General features: G+C 54.0%; 14 protein-coding genes and 1 CRISPR repeat array. Of the genes, 6 read left to right on the forward strand and 8 right to left on the reverse strand.

Features of this window, described 5'->3' with window-relative positions; genetic code table 11:
• Positions 1 to 8 precede the first annotated feature (8 nt).
• A CRISPR array of direct repeats spans positions 9 to 3,037; the repeat unit is 28 nt; unit sequence TTTCTGAGCTGCCTATGCGGCAGTGAAG.
• Between the two features lie 130 nt (positions 3,038 to 3,167).
• Genes cas6f through cas1f form a run of 6 tightly spaced genes read right to left on the reverse strand, consistent with a single transcriptional unit; the run spans position 3,168 to position 11,511 of the window.
• Positions 3,168 to 3,731: a type I-F CRISPR-associated endoribonuclease Cas6/Csy4 gene (cas6f, locus tag Q334_RS0110130; protein ID WP_027313107.1), complete on the reverse strand. Its 564-nt coding sequence runs from the start codon at positions 3,729 to 3,731 to the stop codon at positions 3,168 to 3,170.
• 2 nt (positions 3,732 to 3,733) lie between these two features.
• A complete protein-coding gene (csy3, locus tag Q334_RS0110135; RefSeq protein ID WP_027313108.1) occupies positions 3,734 to 4,756 on the reverse strand; it encodes a type I-F CRISPR-associated protein Csy3 in 1,023 nt (340 codons plus the stop codon).
• Positions 4,757 to 4,773: 17 nt separating this feature from the next.
• Complete coding sequence (gene csy2, locus Q334_RS0110140) at positions 4,774 to 5,766, reverse strand: type I-F CRISPR-associated protein Csy2 (protein ID WP_027313109.1); 993 nt, start codon at positions 5,764 to 5,766, stop codon at positions 4,774 to 4,776.
• Positions 5,759 to 7,108 (reverse strand): type I-F CRISPR-associated protein Csy1, encoded by a 1,350-nt coding sequence (csy1, locus tag Q334_RS0110145; RefSeq protein ID WP_027313110.1) that lies wholly within the window; start codon positions 7,106 to 7,108, stop codon positions 5,759 to 5,761. Before csy1 ends, csy2 begins: the two co-directional genes overlap by 8 nt.
• A gap of 36 nt (positions 7,109 to 7,144) precedes the next feature.
• Complete coding sequence (gene cas3f, locus Q334_RS0110150; RefSeq protein ID WP_027313111.1) at positions 7,145 to 10,522, reverse strand: type I-F CRISPR-associated helicase Cas3f; 3,378 nt, start codon at positions 10,520 to 10,522, stop codon at positions 7,145 to 7,147.
• Positions 10,519 to 11,511, reverse strand: coding sequence for a type I-F CRISPR-associated endonuclease Cas1f (cas1f, locus tag Q334_RS0110155; protein ID WP_027313112.1), 993 nt, complete (start codon positions 11,509 to 11,511; stop codon positions 10,519 to 10,521). The genes cas3f and cas1f overlap by 4 nt, the downstream gene beginning before the upstream one ends.
• 218 nt (positions 11,512 to 11,729) lie before the next feature.
• On the opposite strand from cas1f, the gene Q334_RS18745 reads away from it, so the two are divergent.
• Positions 11,730 to 12,200 carry a hypothetical protein gene (locus Q334_RS18745; RefSeq protein WP_051527703.1) on the forward strand — a complete coding sequence of 157 codons (471 nt, stop codon included), beginning with the start codon at positions 11,730 to 11,732 and terminating at the stop codon, positions 12,198 to 12,200.
• 133 nt (positions 12,201 to 12,333) lie between these two features.
• Here Q334_RS18745 and Q334_RS0110165 read toward each other — a convergent pair whose 3' ends face one another.
• Positions 12,334 to 14,022 carry an AMP-binding protein gene (locus Q334_RS0110165; protein WP_027313113.1) on the reverse strand — a complete coding sequence of 563 codons (1,689 nt, stop codon included), beginning with the start codon at positions 14,020 to 14,022 and terminating at the stop codon, positions 12,334 to 12,336.
• Between the two features lie 465 nt (positions 14,023 to 14,487).
• On the opposite strand from Q334_RS0110165, the gene Q334_RS0110170 reads away from it, so the two are divergent.
• The 5 genes from Q334_RS0110170 (at position 14,488) to Q334_RS0110190 (ending at position 19,283) form a co-directional block, all read left to right on the forward strand.
• Positions 14,488 to 15,264 (forward strand): ABC transporter ATP-binding protein, encoded by a 777-nt coding sequence (locus tag Q334_RS0110170; protein WP_027313114.1) that lies wholly within the window; start codon positions 14,488 to 14,490, stop codon positions 15,262 to 15,264.
• A 10-nt stretch (positions 15,265 to 15,274) separates the two neighbouring features.
• Complete coding sequence (locus Q334_RS0110175) at positions 15,275 to 15,997, forward strand: ABC transporter ATP-binding protein (RefSeq protein WP_027313115.1); 723 nt, start codon at positions 15,275 to 15,277, stop codon at positions 15,995 to 15,997.
• A gap of 83 nt (positions 15,998 to 16,080) precedes the next feature.
• Complete coding sequence (locus Q334_RS0110180) at positions 16,081 to 17,295, forward strand: ABC transporter substrate-binding protein (RefSeq protein ID WP_027313116.1); 1,215 nt, start codon at positions 16,081 to 16,083, stop codon at positions 17,293 to 17,295.
• Between the two features lie 160 nt (positions 17,296 to 17,455).
• On the forward strand, positions 17,456 to 18,343 hold the full coding sequence (locus Q334_RS0110185; protein ID WP_027313117.1) for a branched-chain amino acid ABC transporter permease: 888 nt from the start codon (positions 17,456 to 17,458) through the stop codon (positions 18,341 to 18,343).
• Between the two features lie 10 nt (positions 18,344 to 18,353).
• Positions 18,354 to 19,283 carry a branched-chain amino acid ABC transporter permease gene (locus Q334_RS0110190; RefSeq protein ID WP_027313118.1) on the forward strand — a complete coding sequence of 310 codons (930 nt, stop codon included), beginning with the start codon at positions 18,354 to 18,356 and terminating at the stop codon, positions 19,281 to 19,283.
• A gap of 381 nt (positions 19,284 to 19,664) precedes the next feature.
• On the opposite strand, the gene Q334_RS0110200 is transcribed toward Q334_RS0110190, so the two are convergent.
• Positions 19,665 to 20,213, reverse strand: coding sequence for a YaeQ family protein (locus Q334_RS0110200; RefSeq protein WP_027313120.1), 549 nt, complete (start codon positions 20,211 to 20,213; stop codon positions 19,665 to 19,667).
• Positions 20,214 to 20,263 lie beyond the last annotated feature (50 nt).

Below are 20,263 nucleotides of genomic sequence, written 5' to 3' on the forward strand. Positions count from 1 at the left end.
ATTCTTGATTTCTGAGCTGCCTATGCGGCAGTGAAGACTATTAGCTGGACGCAGCCAGTCGATCCACGTTTCTGAGCTGCCTATGCGGCAGTGAAGATAATGTGAAAAGTTTGAACACCAGCCAGATATTTCTGAGCTGCCTATGCGGCAGTGAAGTTGCGTTTATTGGCGTGATCTAGCACGATGCATTTCTGAGCTGCCTATGCGGCAGTGAAGCCCAGGCACCGAGCAGCTAGCGGTTAATGCCATTTCTGAGCTGCCTATGCGGCAGTGAAGCTTTCTTGGATGGGCATTAATCCCAGCGCCTTTTTCTGAGCTGCCTATGCGGCAGTGAAGGCAGATTTAGCTGTTACGGCGGCCCTCGGCTGTTTCTGAGCTGCCTATGCGGCAGTGAAGGATCAGATCGATCAAGTCAGCCTCGTGACGATTTTCTGAGCTGCCTATGCGGCAGTGAAGTTTATGCAGATATAAGCAACTCCGAGTATCACTTTCTGAGCTGCCTATGCGGCAGTGAAGTGCTAAACCCTATGGCGTTTATGTAGTCGATATTTCTGAGCTGCCTATGCGGCAGTGAAGGGTTCTCTGCCCAGTTTTACGAGTTTTCCACCTTTCTGAGCTGCCTATGCGGCAGTGAAGATACAGGAGGTGAAAATGGAGCAGGTGGTTCTTTTCTGAGCTGCCTATGCGGCAGTGAAGCACACCTGACAAATGCCTGCCGCGCCCCAGACTTTCTGAGCTGCCTATGCGGCAGTGAAGATCCCCTCCGCCGCCTGGCTGGCTGACCAGTTTTTCTGAGCTGCCTATGCGGCAGTGAAGATCAGCCTGGTGAGCGTACCCGCTGACCCCTCTTTCTGAGCTGCCTATGCGGCAGTGAAGCGCCCTTGCGAACTCCCCGGCGCCGATGCAAATTTCTGAGCTGCCTATGCGGCAGTGAAGGGCCGAAGTCGAGGCGCTAGGGCGCGTTATCTTTTCTGAGCTGCCTATGCGGCAGTGAAGTACGCCATTTGTCCGCAGCAGGTCGGCTAGCTTTTCTGAGCTGCCTATGCGGCAGTGAAGCGCCCGCGCTGGGCAGCTTCTCCAGCCATGAATTTCTGAGCTGCCTATGCGGCAGTGAAGGGGGCTTTCCTGCTAAGCCTGCTGATATAATCTTTCTGAGCTGCCTATGCGGCAGTGAAGTGAGGCTTTCGACCGCTTCGGCGTCCAGCTCTTTTCTGAGCTGCCTATGCGGCAGTGAAGCAGGTCGTCCACGAAATCGACGTGGAAAACATTTTCTGAGCTGCCTATGCGGCAGTGAAGCATTGTTCTGGCCCAGCCAGCGGCGGCGATGTTTTCTGAGCTGCCTATGCGGCAGTGAAGGCCATATAGCCTCCCTATTCTGTTTTTTGGTTTTTCTGAGCTGCCTATGCGGCAGTGAAGGGAGCTCCGTCTACATCCTGCCAGGCACCACTTTTCTGAGCTGCCTATGCGGCAGTGAAGTCGGCATCGCCCCCTTGGCGCATTTCATCATATTTCTGAGCTGCCTATGCGGCAGTGAAGTTTGCCACCGATTTAGCAAACCCCTCCGGGCTTTTCTGAGCTGCCTATGCGGCAGTGAAGTTAAGGCTGGCTAATATGCCTGAGCTAGATATTTTCTGAGCTGCCTATGCGGCAGTGAAGACGACAACCAGCCCACAGCGGCCCAGCGCATCTTTCTGAGCTGCCTATGCGGCAGTGAAGGATTTTGCAGATGCTGTCGAGTTCTCAGATTTTTTCTGAGCTGCCTATGCGGCAGTGAAGAACATAATCGGGTTTAAAATTGGTCGCGCCCTTTTCTGAGCTGCCTATGCGGCAGTGAAGAATTTGGCCGGGGTGCTGCAGGTGTCGGCCCATTTCTGAGCTGCCTATGCGGCAGTGAAGAATCATTCTGCGCCAACCACTGCGCCCACTCTTTTCTGAGCTGCCTATGCGGCAGTGAAGGCCTGTACGCTAACGCGCTGCGTGACGACAAATTTCTGAGCTGCCTATGCGGCAGTGAAGCGTTCGCCGCTGCACGAACGATATCAGCGTGCTTTCTGAGCTGCCTATGCGGCAGTGAAGAACGTGGGTAGAGGTGGGCTCTACTAACCGATTTTCTGAGCTGCCTATGCGGCAGTGAAGCAGTGCTGGACGGCGGTGACTAGCGGCTTAACTTTCTGAGCTGCCTATGCGGCAGTGAAGCACCAGAAGCAACAAGCAAAGCACCGCCTACTTTTCTGAGCTGCCTATGCGGCAGTGAAGAACTTTGATCGACTTATCTTTAATCTGCAATTTTTCTGAGCTGCCTATGCGGCAGTGAAGTCCCCAGAACACACGCACCATTAGTACCAATATTTCTGAGCTGCCTATGCGGCAGTGAAGGGTCTATCAGCTCGGCATATCAATTGGCAGCAGTTTCTGAGCTGCCTATGCGGCAGTGAAGTGGGTGCGCGTGATGGGCTCCGGTGGCTCTATTTTCTGAGCTGCCTATGCGGCAGTGAAGCTGTTTTAGCAGGCTGGCGACCTGCTCTTTTGTTTCTGAGCTGCCTATGCGGCAGTGAAGTGGTGGCGTTATCGACCCATCTACTGTCATCTTTTCTGAGCTGCCTATGCGGCAGTGAAGCGACTGTATATAGTTCCCATCAGTAACCCCAATTTCTGAGCTGCCTATGCGGCAGTGAAGCCGGTCGTCTATCGCCTCCGGCACGTCCTGCTTTTCTGAGCTGCCTATGCGGCAGTGAAGCAGGCGCGTGGGGGTCGCTGTTAGTCCTATATTTTCTGAGCTGCCTATGCGGCAGTGAAGAACGTCTGGGGACAACGGCGGCAACTGTTAGCTTTCTGAGCTGCCTATGCGGCAGTGAAGATAACTTTTTTTCTCGCAAAATTTACCGGAACTTTCTGAGCTGCCTATGCGGCAGTGAAGCCCGCGTCCCCAAGTTTCCCCGCCATCGCGGCTTTCTGAGCTGCCTATGCGGCAGTGAAGTCAGCCGGTGCCGTCGCCGGCAGCTGATCGGCTTTCTGAGCTGCCTATGCGGCAGTGAAGTAGAGCCAAGGCAATTTAACTGCTTGATTGTTAAAGAGCAAACCCCGTTAGAGCACGCCAGAGCCTTTTTCTCAGGTGTGCTCTAACTGTTTGATTTTTATAACCCTATTTCTAGGGTTTAAAAAAAGGGTCAAAACCACGGTAGGGTGGCACTCTGACTTAATCCATAGCTGTTAAAGGTGCCGGCAATAGGATGCTCCTGTGCTGCACCTAGCTGTAAAAACAGCCTGAAGTGCTGGCCAGTACTATGGCTGCGCAGTTGCAGGTAGGGCAGCTTTAGCATCTGTGCGGCGGAGTCTGGAATGCGCTCCCTGGCCTCAGCTTCGCTGAGTTGGTGACGTTTAGCGAAACGCCGCCGCAGACGTTCCGGACTGCTTTGTGCCTGTACACGACGTAAAGTGCGATGGGACGCATTATCGGGAACAGGCAATATCTCTGCCACGGTCACATGGTCGTGCATGCCGCTTAGCCAGGTTTGCCCCATCAGGTGATCAAGCTCGGCAGCATTGCTGTGTAGGCGCAATAGCCCCCCTAAACCTGCATGTTGCTGCTCCATGAAGGGGAAGCTGACGCCAATGCTGGTGTATTGCCCGGCGACCAGCGCACGGTGCAACTTGCTGTAGAGCGCACTCATTAACTGCGGTGGGGTAAAGTCCGGATCGGCACGCAGGCGGATATCAAGGTAGTAGTTCATGGTTAGTCCGCCTTGCCAAATACACCACCACGGATAAGAGTCGCCATGACAAAGTGCTGTTGTTCTACAGGGGGTACTTTGTCTTCGGTCACCCAACTATCGAGCAGGGTATAAAAGTCCATTTTGGCTTTGGGTTGGCGGTAGGCTTTACCTTCGGTGGTGACGGAACCATAGGGCTCAACTGCGATCGGGCCCAGGGCGTCACCGCTGTCATTGGGGTACCAGGTATCGATAGTGCGCAGGGCGTTACCGATTTTCTGCGAGTGAATACCGGCAATCTCGTTGACTTGATAAAGCGTCTTGCTTTTACCGTTGCTGGACTTATCCAGAATTAACTCTTGTGAGGGGAAGACTTCCTGTCCCGCGCCCATGCGCACAAAGGTGGTGATGGCTAGCAGCACATGGCGCTGACCGGCTAACCCTTGCGCAATGAGCTGGCTTAGCTCGGCGATATCTGCGTGGTTATCGAACTGACGCAGAGAAAAGTTCAGGGCATTGAACGTCCAGCTGCAGGTTGCCTGGCCATCGACCAGATGACTGATAACTACTTCCACCTGTTCGGCACCGATGCGGTTGCGCCAGAGGAAGCGGCCATTGGCCAGGTTGTGAGCATAGCGGTTGGCGAGTTCAGTAAAACCCTGGTGTTCGGTATAGCTGGCGACGGTTTGCAGTAGCTTGTTGCGATAGTCACTGTCGTTGCAGGCTGAGGGAGTACCGGCGCCAGCCAGGATGCGCAGGGTAAAGCGCACCATAAGGGTGTCGGCATCACTGGGTAGTGCGGCAATGTCAACGGTTTGTAGATTGGGGTTTTCAATGGCGGCATCGAGTTTGGCAGGATCTTGGTCCTTGGTTTTTAAACGGTTGGAAATGGTACCGCGCACGGACTTGGTGCGGATGGGAATGCCTTGCCAGCGGGCCTGGTGGTCGCGCTCATCCCAGTTGCCGGCAAACATTAAGGCATCGGAAGGGTCCAGCTTACGCTCGAAAGCCAGTACGGAAGCGGTTTTTACAGTAGTAGTTGCCATCGTGAGGTTCCTTTTACTTAAGCAAAGTCGTGATTGTGAGTGAGGGCATAGTCATTTTGGCAACGGTAAAGGCCGTTGCTGTCGTCATAAACGCTATACCACAGGAGTTGTTCGTGGCTTTGCAGCCGATGCGGGCTCAGCCATTGGCCAATGGAATAAAGGCTTTCGACAAAGCGAAAGGGGGTGGTCATATCGCGGGCATTGGCCACTTCACCGGGTGGGTGGAGGGGCGATAGCGCAGCAAAACCGATGGGAATAGGGACTAGCCAACCAGGTGGGCGGCTCACCTCCCATTCCAGCTTATCTTTTGGTGGGGCCTCTTGTTCCTGAGTCGGTTCAGCAGCGCGCGGGCGGATGTGCAAGCGCGATAGATCAAGCCAGGCATCGAGGCGACTGGCCTCGGGGTCTGTCTGTTGTAGCTCCTGTAATCGCGCTGTGAGCAGGTCATCTCGGCAGACTAAGGCAAACCCTGGTAGCCATTGGCGGCGCAAGCGGCGAAATTCTTGGGCGCGTTTGTCTGGGTCGTCATCCAATCCCTTAAGTGTTGGCTGCTGGTAGTAGCCGGGGGTGCCGGGCAGGGCGGGTAATACGCTGCCTCCGGCGATGCGAAGGGTGGCCAGTGCCTCGGCGCAATAGCGGGCCGCCTGCTGCCGTTGTTCTTCGCTGTTTTCCATCCCTGTGCCGCCCACGCCAAACACCAGGGTGATGTCCAGGTGGGCACGGCCCTCCTCGACAATGGCGGCGGTGCTGCCATCTTTATCAACTGGATTACGGGTCAGACAGAAGGTGCGGGTATAACCACCGCTGGTCACTTGAGCAGCAAAGTGGTGGCAGATAACCCCGACACTGAGAAACTCAAGCCTTGTGTGCTCATGCACTTTGCGCTCTAGCGCCGCCATCAGGCCGGTGAAGGCGGTGATGGATGGGAAACCCCAAGTCATCGGGCTGGAAATACAGTTGGCATTTTGTACCCGTACACGGGGAAGGATCAGTAAGCCTGTTTCACTCATTGCTCAGTTCCTTCTGTAATTGGTTCAGCTCTTGCTCCAGATGCTTTAGCCATTCGCGCCAGTCTTCGGCCAGTTTGACCTCTTTGCTCCACTGCCGATGCTCGGGATCAGCCACGGGTAAGTCGACTATGCGCAGTAGCCTATTCAGCCAGTTAGCAAAGCGTTGGCAGATGGTCTGTTGCCAGTCGCCCTGGCGCCATTTACTAGCAAAGTCTTCATCGTGGTGGGCGCGGTAGGGGTCGAGCCACAGGGCTTCAGCCTCCACCAGGCGGCATTCTGGCTGTGCGCTCCAGCCGGGGGGAAGCTGCCAGTATTCGGCTCCGAACTGGAGTAGCTCATCCACCAGTTTGGAGGTCAGGGAATAGCGGGTTTCGCGTGTCTGCAGGTTTTTGGGTGGCTCACTTAAGAGCAGTGCCCGCAGTTGGCGTACCGTGAGCCAGACTTCTTTGCGGCGGGTAAAACGCGGGAAGACTGAATCAGTGCGCAGTGGTGGGGTCAGTAGACTACGATCCCAACGAGGGGGCAGGGAGGCGAGCAGGTAGTTTTGTCCACGGCGAGCTTGGTTCAATTTTCCTGCGTTTTGTGGGTTTTCTCCTCCAAGCTTCTGAATTGCGAGATTTGGATATTCATTGAAACCTTGATGGTGTGGAGACTTAGTCTTTCTTGCTTCGCGAGCTGATGTGGCGGCAGGGCCGAAACGATCTTCATTGATTTGCTCATATACTCTTTGAGTAAGGGAACTGGCAAACAGTGGTGCCAGCAAATGGTATTGGTCGTCTTGACACGGATCATTACCAATATGCCAGTAAAGTTGTTTGGCGAGTGTATGGCTTACTGCTTTTCGTGCTGCTTTTACTGGAGCTGCAAAAGCATCCAGTAAGTGTTGAGCTTTTTCTTCGTCGTGATTCAAGGCGTTTTTAAGGGATTCATCTTGCAGTAGTGCAAGTTCTAGTAGCGTTTTGCCTGACCCAGTCTGGATTTGTAGAAAAGCATAAACATCCAAAACTTTGGCATCTTCAACTGCAGCGTCAGGTTTGAAATTGTTGCCTAGTAAATGGCTACCCACGATTGGATGGGAAGGGAGGTTATGTGGTTCGATATAGAGGTTTGTACCCCGAGCACTAGTATGAATAGCTTTAATCGTATGTGTTGCAATCTGAATTTTGCCAGCGCGTTTGGCTGCGTCATTTAACCAAGTGTGGTACTCATGTTGTTGGATCAAGAGCGCATATTTTGGGTCATTCGGTTCCAACTTTTTGAGTTTGGCATCCAATCGCTCCTTGATAAAAGCAGCGATCTGGGCGCGGAGCCGTGAGGCTTCCTGTTGTGGGTCTTCGGTCATAGCTACTCCTTCAGTGAATGTCCTTTTGCAGCATTGCTAGCGGTTTTTCCTAAATCCCAGGATTGGGTGAAAACGCCAGCCGTTCTGATTGGCAGGTAAACGTATTGTGGCGAAGCGCCAAGCGCATTGGTTCAGGCTGATTTCAAGTGATTCGGCCAGTTCGATCAGTGCAGTCAGCATGTCGGTATCCCCCCAGGGACTAATACTGGAGCTGTTAAAGAGTTCTGGGCCGTAGTAGTGCAGCAGGCTGCCGTCGATCAGTAGAGGCCTAGGGTCCAGCTTGTTGCTGCGATCAATTTCATGGCAGAGCAGCGCTACCTCCTCCTCATCGGGTAGAAACACTAGTTCCTGGTAATGCTGGTTGTCTTCCCGGAAGGGGAAGCATTGCGGCAATACAGCCGTCAAACTGATATGGGGAAGGCTCCAGCAACTGTAGGCCCCTAGTGGGGGGAGCCCCTGTGCAACGGCCCCAGTACGGGCGGTACGTCTACCTGCAGGCACGGCGGCAGGGGCTGACGGCATAAGCAGGGTGTCGCGGGTGCGCTGGTGTTCCAGATCAACCAGATTGCTGCGTGGTTGTAACGGCGAGCGCTCCAGTAGCCGGGGACGTGCGTCAATCCTTTGGTATTGCTCAAGAGTCAGAATGTCAGCTAGCCGATGGCTGTTAAGGCGGGTGCTGGGTGTTTCATAGCCGGGTTGGCAAAACGCGGCCTGGGCCGGTTCACGCAGGTGCTTAATATTGGTATCAAGAATCAGCAGATTGGCTGCCTTGCAGGCACCGGGACGGTGGCGGCGGATACGCCCTGCTAACTGAATCAGTGAGCGCATGGAGGAGGGTTCAGCAATCGCCCAGTCGTAGTCATGGTCACGACCGACTTCCGTTACTGGACTGCCAAGTACCACAAATATTTGCTGGGGCTCGGGAGAGTGGTCGAGGCGCTGGCGAATATCGGCTAACTCAAATACCGCTGATGGCGTGCGCCGGTTAAGCGTCTGATCTAGCCGGTACTCGATAGCGGAACGCAGAAATAAGGGAAACTGCGAGTGGTAGACGCAGAGGTGTATTCGCCAACTTGGCGGCAATTCCTGCTGAAACAAGGCCTGAGCCACCTCAATCAGCGGTTCGATATTGGCCATGCGGATCAGGCCAAAACTGACCTGCTTGCCGCTGTGGGGATCAGTCTCGGCATGCGTTTGGTGTAAAGATTGAATGGCCTCTAACAGCAGCGGTGCTATCGCTGGGCCGATTTGCTCAAGTTGCAGCGGGGGCGCTGGCAGGGGCAGCAATTGGCTAAGGCGTCGGGCTTCTTCCTGCGCGAGTCGCTGGTAACGCTGTTGGGCAAAATTCAGATGGGACTGTGCAAATGCACTCTCATTGGCGCATTGGATCGCCAGATATTGATGTTCATCCACCCAGGCACAGCAAACGTCTACGGGGAGTCCTGGTTGGCCGCGTTGTTGTTGATACTCTTCCCGCCCTTGCCGGTAGGCATTAAACAGCCCTTGAATCAGCGCGGGTGGTAAGGTGGCGGAAGACAGAATCAGGCGGCTACCAAGCAAACCACACCAGTAAACCAGTCGAGTCAGGGCATGGCTGTCGGCCAGGTCGAAGTCATCAGGCTCATCCAGAATCAGGTCACTACTGAGCAATCTCAGCATGGGCAGAATTTGCCCGCCGCCGCGCAGGCTTTCGGTGGCAGGCATCAGGTGGTCAAGGGTGCAGACCAAAATAGGGGCTTCCAATAGCTGGCGGCTGCGTCCCTCCAACATCAAGCGCGCTAACAGCGGGTGGCTGTCGCAGTTGCCATCAAAGCGCAGGTGACTGCTTTCTTCCAGCAGTGAGGCAGCGGACGCTGAACCGTTCTGTTCAGCCAGCTGTTGATAGTGTTCTTGCAGCTCCCGGTGTGCGCTACCTCCGACTAATACCGCTAATTCATCATCGGCCAGATGCAGGCGGTCGCGCAGGGCATTACCGGTTTGCAGGGTGAGGGTGCGCAGCCCCAGGGCAATGGTAAAGCGCGCACCCTGTTGCGGATTAGCCAGGGCGTAAGCAATGCGGCCATTAGCCAGGGTTTTGCCACAGCCGGTTGAGGCCATATTGAGCAAAAATAGCCCTTGTTGGCTGGTGCGATCACGTAGCGCTGTGGCCATGTCGGCGGCTTTGTCTTGCCAGCGAAAACGTGGGTCATCACTACGGCGGCGTAGTCCACGGTGACGGGCCAGGCGTGGTAGTTGCTGTTCCACTCCAGGCAGGGCATGGCTGACTAAGCTGGCATGGCTGCATACGCCTATCAGGTGTTCGTCTAAGGGTTGATTCATCTCCCCGGTTTTTCGCAGGGTGTTGGCAAATACAGGGTAATTTGGCTCACCGCTGACCCGTTGTGGGTGTTTGAGCAAAGGCGTATTAGGTGCGCTACTCAGCGATGAGTAGTAATGGTCAGCCAGCATCAGGGTAAGGCGCGATAGATGCATGACATAGGGGCTATTGAGCCAATTCTGAAAGTCACTGGGTTGGGCTAACAGGCGTTGAGCAAGACGGGCTGCCTGCTTACGCCAGCGTGAGGTTAATGGCGGTAAGGGGTGGTCAAATTGCCAATAGCTGGCCAATTCTTGCGGACTGGCGGGCACGACGATTTCATTCCAACGGGCGTCTATTTTTAGCAATAGTTGTTGTAGCCCTGCGCTATTGATGCCTTTGGGCTTCTTTCCCCAGCGAAGTTGCTGCTGTTGATCATCAAACGCTGGGTAGGCCGGTAAGCGGTGATGGCTGAGAACCAGCCAGCCAATAGCCGTTGCCAGAGGTGGAAGATGCTCAAATGGAGGGCGGCACTGGGAGTCCAGCCCATCTTTTTGCAGATGTTGTAACCAGCGTTGATCATCCTCTGCACTAGGGTTAAGCAAGCGGGTTAGCCATTGTTCATCGCTGTCTTGGCCGACAAAGGCGAGAAACAAACGCAGTGAAATCCACTCGTGGCGGTAGCGGTTTCGCTCACTGAGCTGACCTTGCAGACGTAATTGAAAAGCACGACAAGCCTTGCCCAGATCATGCATAAGGGCGGCCATGGCGGATAACAGGTAGATGGCCGCGCCACAATGCCAGTCGTTTTCATCTTGCTGGCGAATGATATCCCGTTCTGTGGTATTGGTTGGCACTGCACCCTGCTCATTAAAACGGCTCGCATTGCCCACAATCCAGATCAACTCACTATGATCACGTCCACGTATCCAATGGCAGGCAACGGCAGTATTGCGTCGGGCTGATTTGCGCAGCAGCTTGCGCAGGGTGTCCAAGCCCGCCTGGGTGATGGCGGTTTGCCAGGTGCGCTCGCCACGGCGTTCGGCAAATTGGTCGAGAATACGGCGGGTTTCTACCAGCGCGCGTTTGTCACACTGGGAGATCAATAGAATATTCATCCCTGTGATTCCATCTGCGCTTGGTGACCAAGCTGCTCGGCAGTGGCCTTCAGGGTATCGATCATAAAGTCCAATGCTTCGCTGCGGGTCAGCCCATCGATGCACTGCTGGCGGAAGCTTTGCTCTTCATCACCATTCATGGCGCAGATAAAGGCCAGCGGCAGGATGATGGCGTCTTTGACTAAATCCGCCACATCAAATACCAGTCCGCCGCGACGGGTTTTGCCATGCAGTATTGCCAGCCCGTGGGGCAGCCCTAACACCCAGCAGGCGGTGGCGCCCAGGCCATAGGCCAGATAGTTACCGTGATCGAGAAAACGGTTGGCAGGGTCGGTGCCGCCGCCACGTTTGGCACGGACAAAATCACCGTATTGCGTAGTGGTGGCGGCTAATTTGAACAGTCGTTTGCTGAGGCGGGCTTCTTCGGTCAGGAGAAAGGTATGGTCAGGTGCATTATTGATGGCTTCAAGTGATTGGCTGAGGAGATGCTGGAGTGCCTGACTATCTGGTTTAAAGCCCAGCTCCCGCAGCGTGCGCTCATGCAGCCATTGTTGGCGAATACGTTCCAGTCGGGCGCGTTGAAAGGTCTTGGCGGCTTCCAGGCGCAGGGTGTCGGTAAACCAGAAACGTACCCAGTTTTGTAAGTACTCGGTTGGGCGGTATTCGCTCTGCGGGGAAAACCAGGCAATGTCGATATCGATTTCATTGGCACTGAATAAGGGTGTACCTCCGCCCCCGCAAAATCCCACCATAACGCCAGCTTTGGCCAGCTCTCGCATGGCTGCCTGGGTAATAGAGGTACCGGTGCCAAGCAGTAGGGTGGTGGTATTGGCAATGGGGATATTCCAATACAACTGGCGTTTGCCTTCATCCGTGACGTATTCAACCCGGCCACCATTGACTAGCACGCGGCAGTGTTGCAGGTAGTACAGATTGGCTCGTTTGGAGTGAAGGATCGTTTTGAGATCAGAGGGGCTGATATCGTCCATGAAGCGTTCTCCCTGAAGCACTTATGTTTTTATAAATGAACTTTCCTGGGTCTGCCACTGATCCTGGTCATTAAGTGTGGTCGCTGCTACTTGCCACGGCGCGACGGGTGGTCACTAGCTAGGCCGTGATAGTGGATGTTGCACCTTAGGCAAATCGGCAATTGAAATTCTGTTTTCTCAGCCGTAAGTGAAAAGGCAGAGCAGGGCGGGGTAGGCTGATGAGTAAGGGCGCGGCACAGGAGTTTGAACAGGCCTTTTTTGCAGGCTTGCAGGCACTGGATGATAGTAGCTTTCCTAAGCGTTGTGCTAACTGTGGGCGGGAGTATGCCTCACAGCAGGATTTTCTCCTGCAGACCCAGCAAGTGCGGGATGACTGTACCGGGCTGAAGGAGGGCTGGGATGAGCAGGACCGCACTGTTGTTGAGGTATTCCGCAATTGTCTCTGTGGTTCTACCTTGATGACATTTTGTGGTGATAGGCGTGACTTTAGTCCGGAGGGGATGGAGCGGCGTCGGCGTTTTGATGCGTTGCTGAAAATGCTGGAGCAAAAAGGGGTTCAGCCGGAGCAGGGGCGGCAGTTATTGTTGTCGGCAATGCGGGGGCAACGGGCAGAGTTATTGCAAAAACTGGGGTTAACGCCTTTATCTACTCCTGCAACGGGGGCCTTACCTGACAATCTCTCTGATTAAGAAGGTCAAAAGAGCCTGCTGGTTGTTGGTTGAGGGGTAGCTAAGCGGGAGCCGAAATTTGGCTCCCGCGATTAGCGGCGGTGCAAAGGCTCAAGCGATTAGCCTAATGGCCAGGGTGCTGAGCAGCCCGCGTTTAATTCAGCCCTTTCAGCCCAAGTTCTTCGGTGCTGATCTCACGCATTTTGAACTTCTGGATTTTGCCAGTGACGGTCATGGGGAATTCGTCAACAAACTTGAAGTAGCGCGGCACCTTGTAGTGGGCAATCTTGCCTTTGCAGAAAGCTTGTAAGTCTTCAGCCTCAACTTGTTGACCAGGTTGTAATTTCACCCAAGCGATAATTTCTTCACCGTATTTTTCGTCCGGTACGCCAGTCACTTGGACATCGGCTACCGCTGGGTGGGTGTAGAGAAACTCTTCGATTTCCCGTGGGTAGACGTTTTCACCACCCCGAATAATCATGTCTTTGCTGCGTCCGACAATACGGACATAGCCTTCTTCATCCATGATGGCGAGGTCGCCGGTATGCATCCAGCCCGCTTCATCGATGGCATCGGCGGTCGCATTGGGGTTATTCCAATATTTGAGCATAACGGAGTAGCCGCGGGTGCAGAGTTCACCTATTTCACCGCGTGCAACAATTTGGCCATTGGGGGCGACGATCTTGGTCTCAATATGGGGTTGGGTGCGGCCAACTGAGCCTACTCGTTTTTCGATGGGGTCATCGGCGCTAGTCTGAGTGGAGACAGGGCTGGTCTCGGTCATGCCATAGGCAATTTGCACTTCGCTCATGTGCATTTGTTCGATGACTTTTTTCATCACCTCAATCGGGCAGGGAGAGCCCGCCATAATGCCGGTACGCAGACTGGAGAGATCGTATTCTTTGAAGTTGGGGTGACCGAGCTCGGCAATAAACATGGTAGGCACGCCGTAGAGGGCGGTGGCGCGCTCTTCTGCCACGCATTGCAGGACGGTTTCGGGGTCAAAGGCATCGCCGGGGTAGATCATGGTTGCGCCATGGGTGACGCAACCGAGGTTGCCCATCACCATACCAAAGCAGTGGTACAGGGGGACGGGGATAACCAGACGATCTTGCGCGGTGAATCTCATGCTTTCGGCGACAAAGTAGCCGTTATTGAGAATGTTGTGGTGGCTGAGGGTAGCCCCCTTGGGGAAGCCGGTGGTGCCAGAGGTGTATTGAATGTTGATGGGATCATCAAACTCCAGGCTGGCTTGGCGCTCGGTCAGTTGGCTGGCGCTTAAGTTGCTTCCCCCAGCAAGTAAATCGTCCCAGCTGAGCATGCCTTCTTTGACGCCTGCGGCCAGGGTGACGATGCCTTTTAAATGGGGCAGGCGCTGGCTTTGCAAGGCACCGGGACGTTGGTGAATCAGCTCGGGGGCCAGGTCATAGAGCATCTGGCTGTAGTTGGAGCTTTTAAAGGTGTCGGCGCTGATCAGCCAACTGCACTCGGATTGGTTGAGGGCGTATTCCAGTTCATGCAGACGATAGGCGGGGTTGATGTTCACTAGGATGGCGCCAACTTTAGCGGTGGCAAATTGGGCAATACACCATTGGGCGCAGTTGGGGGCCCAGATGCCGACGCGATCTCCTTTTTTAATGTCCAGTGCCATTAAGCCCAGTGCGCATTGATCGACCTGTTGTTGTAGCTGCCGATAGCTGTAGCGCAGTTGTTGGTGTTTGACGACCAGGGCTTCATTGTCGGGGTATTGCGCCACGATATGGTCGAAGAAGTCGCCAATAGTCATGCCGATTAACGGCTGCTGGCTGGTGCCATGGGTGTAGCTGGGTAGGGGCCTGGACATCTTGTATCCCTCTTAAACTCTTGTTGTTTTTACTTAGGGTGAAGGTGCAAAGTTGACGTTAACGTTAGCATCTGTTCGTCAGGGGTGCAGTCTGACTAAAGTCTAATAGGGTAATTGCTTAGTTTTAGTTGTGAGAAAAGACGCTGCAAATAAGGGATAACCCTAGGTTTTGTAACGCTTTTTAGTTGTATCTGGATAGGGGTTAGCTAAAAAACCGACGATAGGGTGAAAACCTTATACCAAAGTAGGGTTTCTACCGGCTCGGGAAAGTCTGCATAGTGGTGTTCAGGATGTTTACGTAAAGGGAAACCTTGCGTGACGCGCTTTGAATAAGGCTGCAAGCGTTACCAGTACTGGGTTCGTTCCTGTAAGGGGTGACCTGGCCGGGTGGCAAGCAGCGGGCGACAAGCCTTTAAAGCGCACCGGATTAAATAAAAATAACAGTCTCCGGTAAGAGGGCACAGTATGAGCACCCCTTATGTGCTGGAAACCCAGGGCTTGGTCAAAGAGTTTAAAGGGTTTACAGCGGTTGATAATGTCAACCTCAAAGTACAGCGCGGTCATATCCATGCGCTGATTGGTCCTAATGGCGCAGGTAAAACCACGGTGTTTAACCTGTTGACCAAGTTCTTAACGCCTACCCGTGGGCAGATTCTGTTTAATGGCACGGATATCACCGGTGACAAGCCACAGGATATTGCTCGTAAAGGAGTGGTGCGTTCTTTTCAGATTTCCTCTGTTTTTCCGCACTTAACCGTATTGGAAAATGTGCGGGTGGCGCTGCAGCGCAAATTAGGCACCAGCTTTCATTTCTGGAAGTCAGAAAGCAGTCTCAATGTGCTTAATGATCGTGCCCATGAGTTGCTCGAGTCTGTTGGCCTAAAGCGCTATGCCCAAGCGGTGGCGGTGGAGCTGCCTTATGGTCAGAAACGTGCACTGGAGTTGGCGACTACGCTGGCATTGGAGCCGGAGCTGCTGCTGTTGGATGAGCCAACCCAGGGAATGGGCCATGAAGATGTCAGTGTGGTGGCGGAGCTGATCAAAAAGGTTGCCGTGGGCCGCACTATCTTAATGGTTGAGCATAACCTGCATGTGGTGGCGGATCTGTCCGACCGTATCACCGTGTTGCAGCGTGGCGCGATTCTGACCGAAGGGGATTACCAAACCGTGTCGAAAGATCCGCGGGTAATGGAAGCTTATCTGGGTGTCAGTGCCGATGGCTCTGACGAGGCCGCTGCCTGAGGGAAATCCGATGTCTAATGATGTAGCTGCGGACCGTGAAAAGGTTCGCTTGCGTGATCTACACGCATTTTATGGCGAGTCCCATATTTTGCATGGGGTCAATCTGGTGGTTAATCGGGGTGAGTTGGTAACTCTGCTGGGACGTAATGGCTCAGGACGTACCACCACGCTGCGAGCGATTATGAATATGGTGGGCCGTCGTACCGGCTCCATCATGATTAATGGTCGGGAAACCATCGATTGCCCAGCGCACCGTATCGCTCACCTGGGGGTGGGTTACTGTCCGGAAGAGCGGGGCATCTTTGCCAGTCTGTCGGTGGAGGAGAATCTGTTGTTGCCGCCGATGGTGCGCAGCGATGGCATGAGCCTCGATGAGATCTATGAACTCTTTCCTAATTTGCTTGAGCGCAAGAATAGCCAGGGCACCCGTCTATCCGGTGGGGAGCAACAAATGCTGGCGATGGCCCGTATCCTGCGCTCGGGTGCCAATATTCTGCTGCTGGATGAAATCACTGAGGGCTTGGCGCCGGTTATCGTCAAGCGTTTGGGTGAGGTGCTAACGCTGTTAAAAGAGCGTGGCTTGACCATTGTCCTGGTGGAGCAGAATTTCCGCTTTGCAGCGCCTTTGGCTGACCGTCACTACGTGATGGAGCATGGCAATGTGGTGGAAATGATCAGCAAGGATGAGCTCAGTGCCAAGAGTGGCACTCTGAATGCGTACTTGGGTGTGTAAGCCTGCTTACCCCTGAACCTGTGAAGTCAACAATAAGAAGTCATACAACAACAATAAAACGACCCCCTGAAGGAGGGATTCCTATGAAGATGATGCGTACCCTGCTCACGACCGCCATGATGGCTGCTGTTGCAACCAGCGCCCAGGCAGAGATGACCGATGGCAAGCTGAAAATCGGCGTGCTGGCGGACATGGGTTCGGTTTATGCCGATATTTGTGGCCAAGGCTGTGTTACTGCGGTGCAAATGGCGGTGGACGATTTTGGCGGCAAGGTGAATGGTGTGCCGGTTGAAATCGTCAGTGCTGACGACCAGAACAAGCCTGATGTGGGTGCCAACATTGTGCGTCAGTGGCTGGATGTGGATCAGGTCGATCTGGTGGCCGGTCTGGTGTCTTCTGGGGTGTCGATTGCGGCTAACAAGGTCATCACCGAAAAAGACAAAGTCGGTATTGTGTCGGGCTCGGCGGCTGACTCCATCACCAACGAGCACTGCTCACCTAACATCGCTCACTGGACTTACGACACCCAAGCACTGGCAAACGGTACGGCCAAGGCGATTGTCGACTCCGGCAAGAAGAATTGGTTCTTCATCACCGCTGACTATGCCTTTGGTCATGCACTGGAAGCAGCTGTGACCAAGGTGGTGAGTGAGAATGGCGGCAATATCGTAGGTTCCGTCAAGGTGCCGCTGGGCACGACTGATTTTTCTTCCTACATCCTGCAGGCACAGTCTTCTGGTGCGGAAGTTATTGGTATGGCCAACGCCGGTGCTGACACCGTGAACACCGTTAAATCTGCAGCAGAGTTCGGCATCACCGAATCTGGCCAGGATCTGGCGGGGTTGTTGCTGTTCCTGCCCAATGTTAAGGCAATTGGTTTGGATAAAGCCGGTGGCTTGAAGCTGACCACGGGTTTCTATTGGGATATGGATGAGCAAACCCGTGAGTGGTCCAAGCGCTTTATGGAAAAGGCTGGCGTACAGCCTTCTATGATCCATGCGGGCGCTTATTCTTCCACCATGCATTATCTCAAAGCAGTACAGGAGCTGGGCTCTGATGCGGACTCTAAGGCGGTAATGGCGAAAATGCGTGAGATGAAGATTGAAGATTTCTTCTCTCGCAATGCTTACCTGCGTGAAGACGGGCGCATGATCCACGATATGTACTTGGTACAGGTGAAAACGCCGAAGGAGTCCCAGAACGAGTGGGATCTGTACAAGGTGTTGTCCACCATCCCTGGTGATGAGGCTTACCGTAAGCCGGCAGATTCTTCCTGCCCCTTGCTGAAAAAGTCCTGATCCAGTCCTAACCCTTGGGGGCCGCTGGCCGGCCCCTTTGCCTGATCTTGCTGGTGATGACCCAGTGCGATCATAGGTTGTACCGACAATAAGAAGGCAGCCGCCTCTAAGATTGGCTTGTGCTGATTTTTCAGGCTGCCCTGCAGAAGTGGACTAACAAATGGCGACCCTATTCGGTATCAATTTGTTCGGCTTGTCTGGACAGCTCCTGGTGGGCCTGATTAACGGCTCCTTCTATGCCATGTTAAGCCTGGGGTTGGCGATTATCTTCGGGCTGTTACGGATCATCAATTTTGCTCACGGCGCACTCTATATGTTGGGTGCTTTCGTGGCCTGGATGGCATTGAACTATCTGGGCATCAACTATTGGTTGGCGTTGATTGTCACGCCTGTGGTGGTGGGGTTGTTTGGAGTGCTGCTTGAACGCACGCTACTCAGGCGCATCGCTAATGAAGACCATCTCTATTCGTTATTGCTGACCTTTGGGGTGGCCCTGGTAGTGCAGGGTATGTTCAACCATTGGTTTGGTTCCTCTGGTTTGCCTTATCCGGTGCCGGAGGAGTTAAAAGGCGGGGTCAAACTGCCCTTTATGTATCTACCGACTTATCGCGCTTGGATCGTAGTGGTCTCTTTGCTGGTGTGCTTTGGCACCTGGTACATGATCGAGAAAACCAAGTTGGGGGCCTATCTGCGCGCTGGCACAGAAAATCCCAAACTGTTGCAAGCGTTCGGGGTAAACGTTCCCTTGATGGTGACCCTGACTTATGCCTTTGGCGTGGGGCTGGCGGGGCTGGCAGGTGTGTTGGCGGCACCGGTGTATCAAGTGAGCCCGGATATGGGGTCTAACCTGCTGATTGTGGTGTTTGCCATCGTGGTTATTGGTGGTATGGGCTCGATTATGGGGGCCATATTGACTGGCTTAGGCATGGGGGTAATTGAAGGACTGACCAAGTACTTTTATCCCGAGGCGTCCAATACGGTGATTTTCCTGGTGATGGTAATCGTACTGTTGATGCGTCCTGCTGGCCTGTTTGGTAAAGAGCATTAAGGAGTGAGCGATGAATAAGCCCTTGCTGTATCTGGTGTTGCTCGCTGGGCTCCTGGTGGCGCCTTGGCTGGTTTACCCTGTGTTTTTAATGAAAATTCTCTGTTTTGCCCTGTTTGCCTGTGCTTTTAACCTGCTACTGGGGTTTGCTGGTTTGCTGTCGTTCGGGCATGCCATCTTCCTGGGAACCGGGGGCTATATTACCGGCTATCTAATGTCGAATTATGCCCTGACACCCGAGCTTGGCATTTTGCTGGGTACTGCTGCGGCAGCGCTGTTGGGGATGGCCTATGGCAAGTTGGCGGTGCGCCGAGAAGGCATTTACTTTGCCATGGTGACCCTGGCACTCGCCCAGTTGCTTTACTTTGTGTATCTGCAGGCGCCCTTTACCAAAGGGGAGGATGGCATCCAGGGCATTCCCCGTGGTCATCTGTTTGGGCTGATTGATCTGGCCGACAGTCACAGTATGTATTATCTGGTGCTGGCCATTTTCGTCTTCGGCTTTGCGGTGATTCAGCGCACTGTGCATTCACCCTTTGGTCAAATTCTGAAAGCCATTCGTGAAAATGAGCCGCGAGCAGTGTCCCTGGGTTATGACGTACTGCAGTACAAGTGGATTGCCTTTGTGATTTCCGCCACCTTGGCAGGCCTGGCGGGCTCGACCAAGAGCCTGGTGTTCCAACTTGCCTCCCTGACCGATGTGCATTGGCATATGTCGGGTGAGGTGGTGCTGATGGCTCTGATTGGTGGTGTGGGTACTCTATTTGGCCCCGTGATCGGTGCGACCACGGTGGTGACTTTGCAGAACGTATTGGCCAGTGGTCCTTTCTCATCCTATGTGCATGTGGTGATGGGAGCGATCTTTGTGATCTGCGTACTGGTATTCCGCAGTGGCATCGTTGGTGAACTGAATAAGCTGCTGAAGAAGAACTTCAATCTTTGAGGCTTGATCATTTTGAACCCAGTGGGAGGGAAGTTCCCTCCCGTGGGTGCTGATTAGCTGACCAACCCCGTGACTGGGTATTGCCGCCTCCTGAATGAGGCGGTTTTTTTATTGGTCAGGGTAAAGGAAAGGGGCGTACGCTGGTGGCGGGAAGGTGCTGGGAGCGGGGCTCTTTAGCGGGTTCTTCCCCTCGCTCTGTCTGGTTAGACAGACGCCAGCGTTGGATCAGATTAGCCGCCGCCAGAAAAGGGCTGGGGCAGCAGTGCCACAAACGTGGCCGAGAGTGCAGGCTAGGTGGGTACATTTTATTGTTATTGTCCTATTAATGAGCAAACCCAAAAATGGGGCCGAGCTCAGTCTAGGGCAAAGACTAATTGCTGCCTAGCGTTGTTCAGGCCAGAGTCGCACAGGGGTGAATTCATATTGGTTTGCGACATCCGCCACCCACAGTTGTTCACCCTCTAGGGTGCAGCTCCAGTGCTGGGTGCGTTCCAGCTGGTGGCTTAGCTGGTTGAGCTGCTCATCCGGAAATAGCCAGATTTGCAGGTTATCAAAGCGACTCAGGTGATTTTTTAGGCTGGGCAGCCACTGGCGTACTCCTGATTCGCCATAGGCGTAGACGCGTACCTGCTGGCTTTGATTACAGGCTTTACGCAGTCGGCGTTCATCCGGTTGGCCGACTTCAATCCATAGTTGGCAGTCCCCGTTGTAATGGTGTTGCCACAGTGCAGCCTCCTCCTCGTTGCTAATGCCCTTGCCAAAATGCAGGTTCTCATCGGCATGGAGAATAAAAGCCAGAATCCGCACGAGCAGGCGTTCATCGGTCTCGGACGGGTGTCGGGCCAGGGTGAGGCGGTGGCTATGATAGTAGTGACGATTCAGGTCACTAATGGCCACCTCTGCTTTAAAAATGGTCGATTTGAGTGCCATACAATCACGCTCGGGCAGAGAAGGCGGCTAGCATACTCTGTTATTGGGCG

This window comes from Balneatrix alpica DSM 16621, from assembly GCF_000619885.1.
GTDB classification, from domain to species: Bacteria; Pseudomonadota; Gammaproteobacteria; order Pseudomonadales; family Balneatricaceae; genus Balneatrix; species Balneatrix alpica.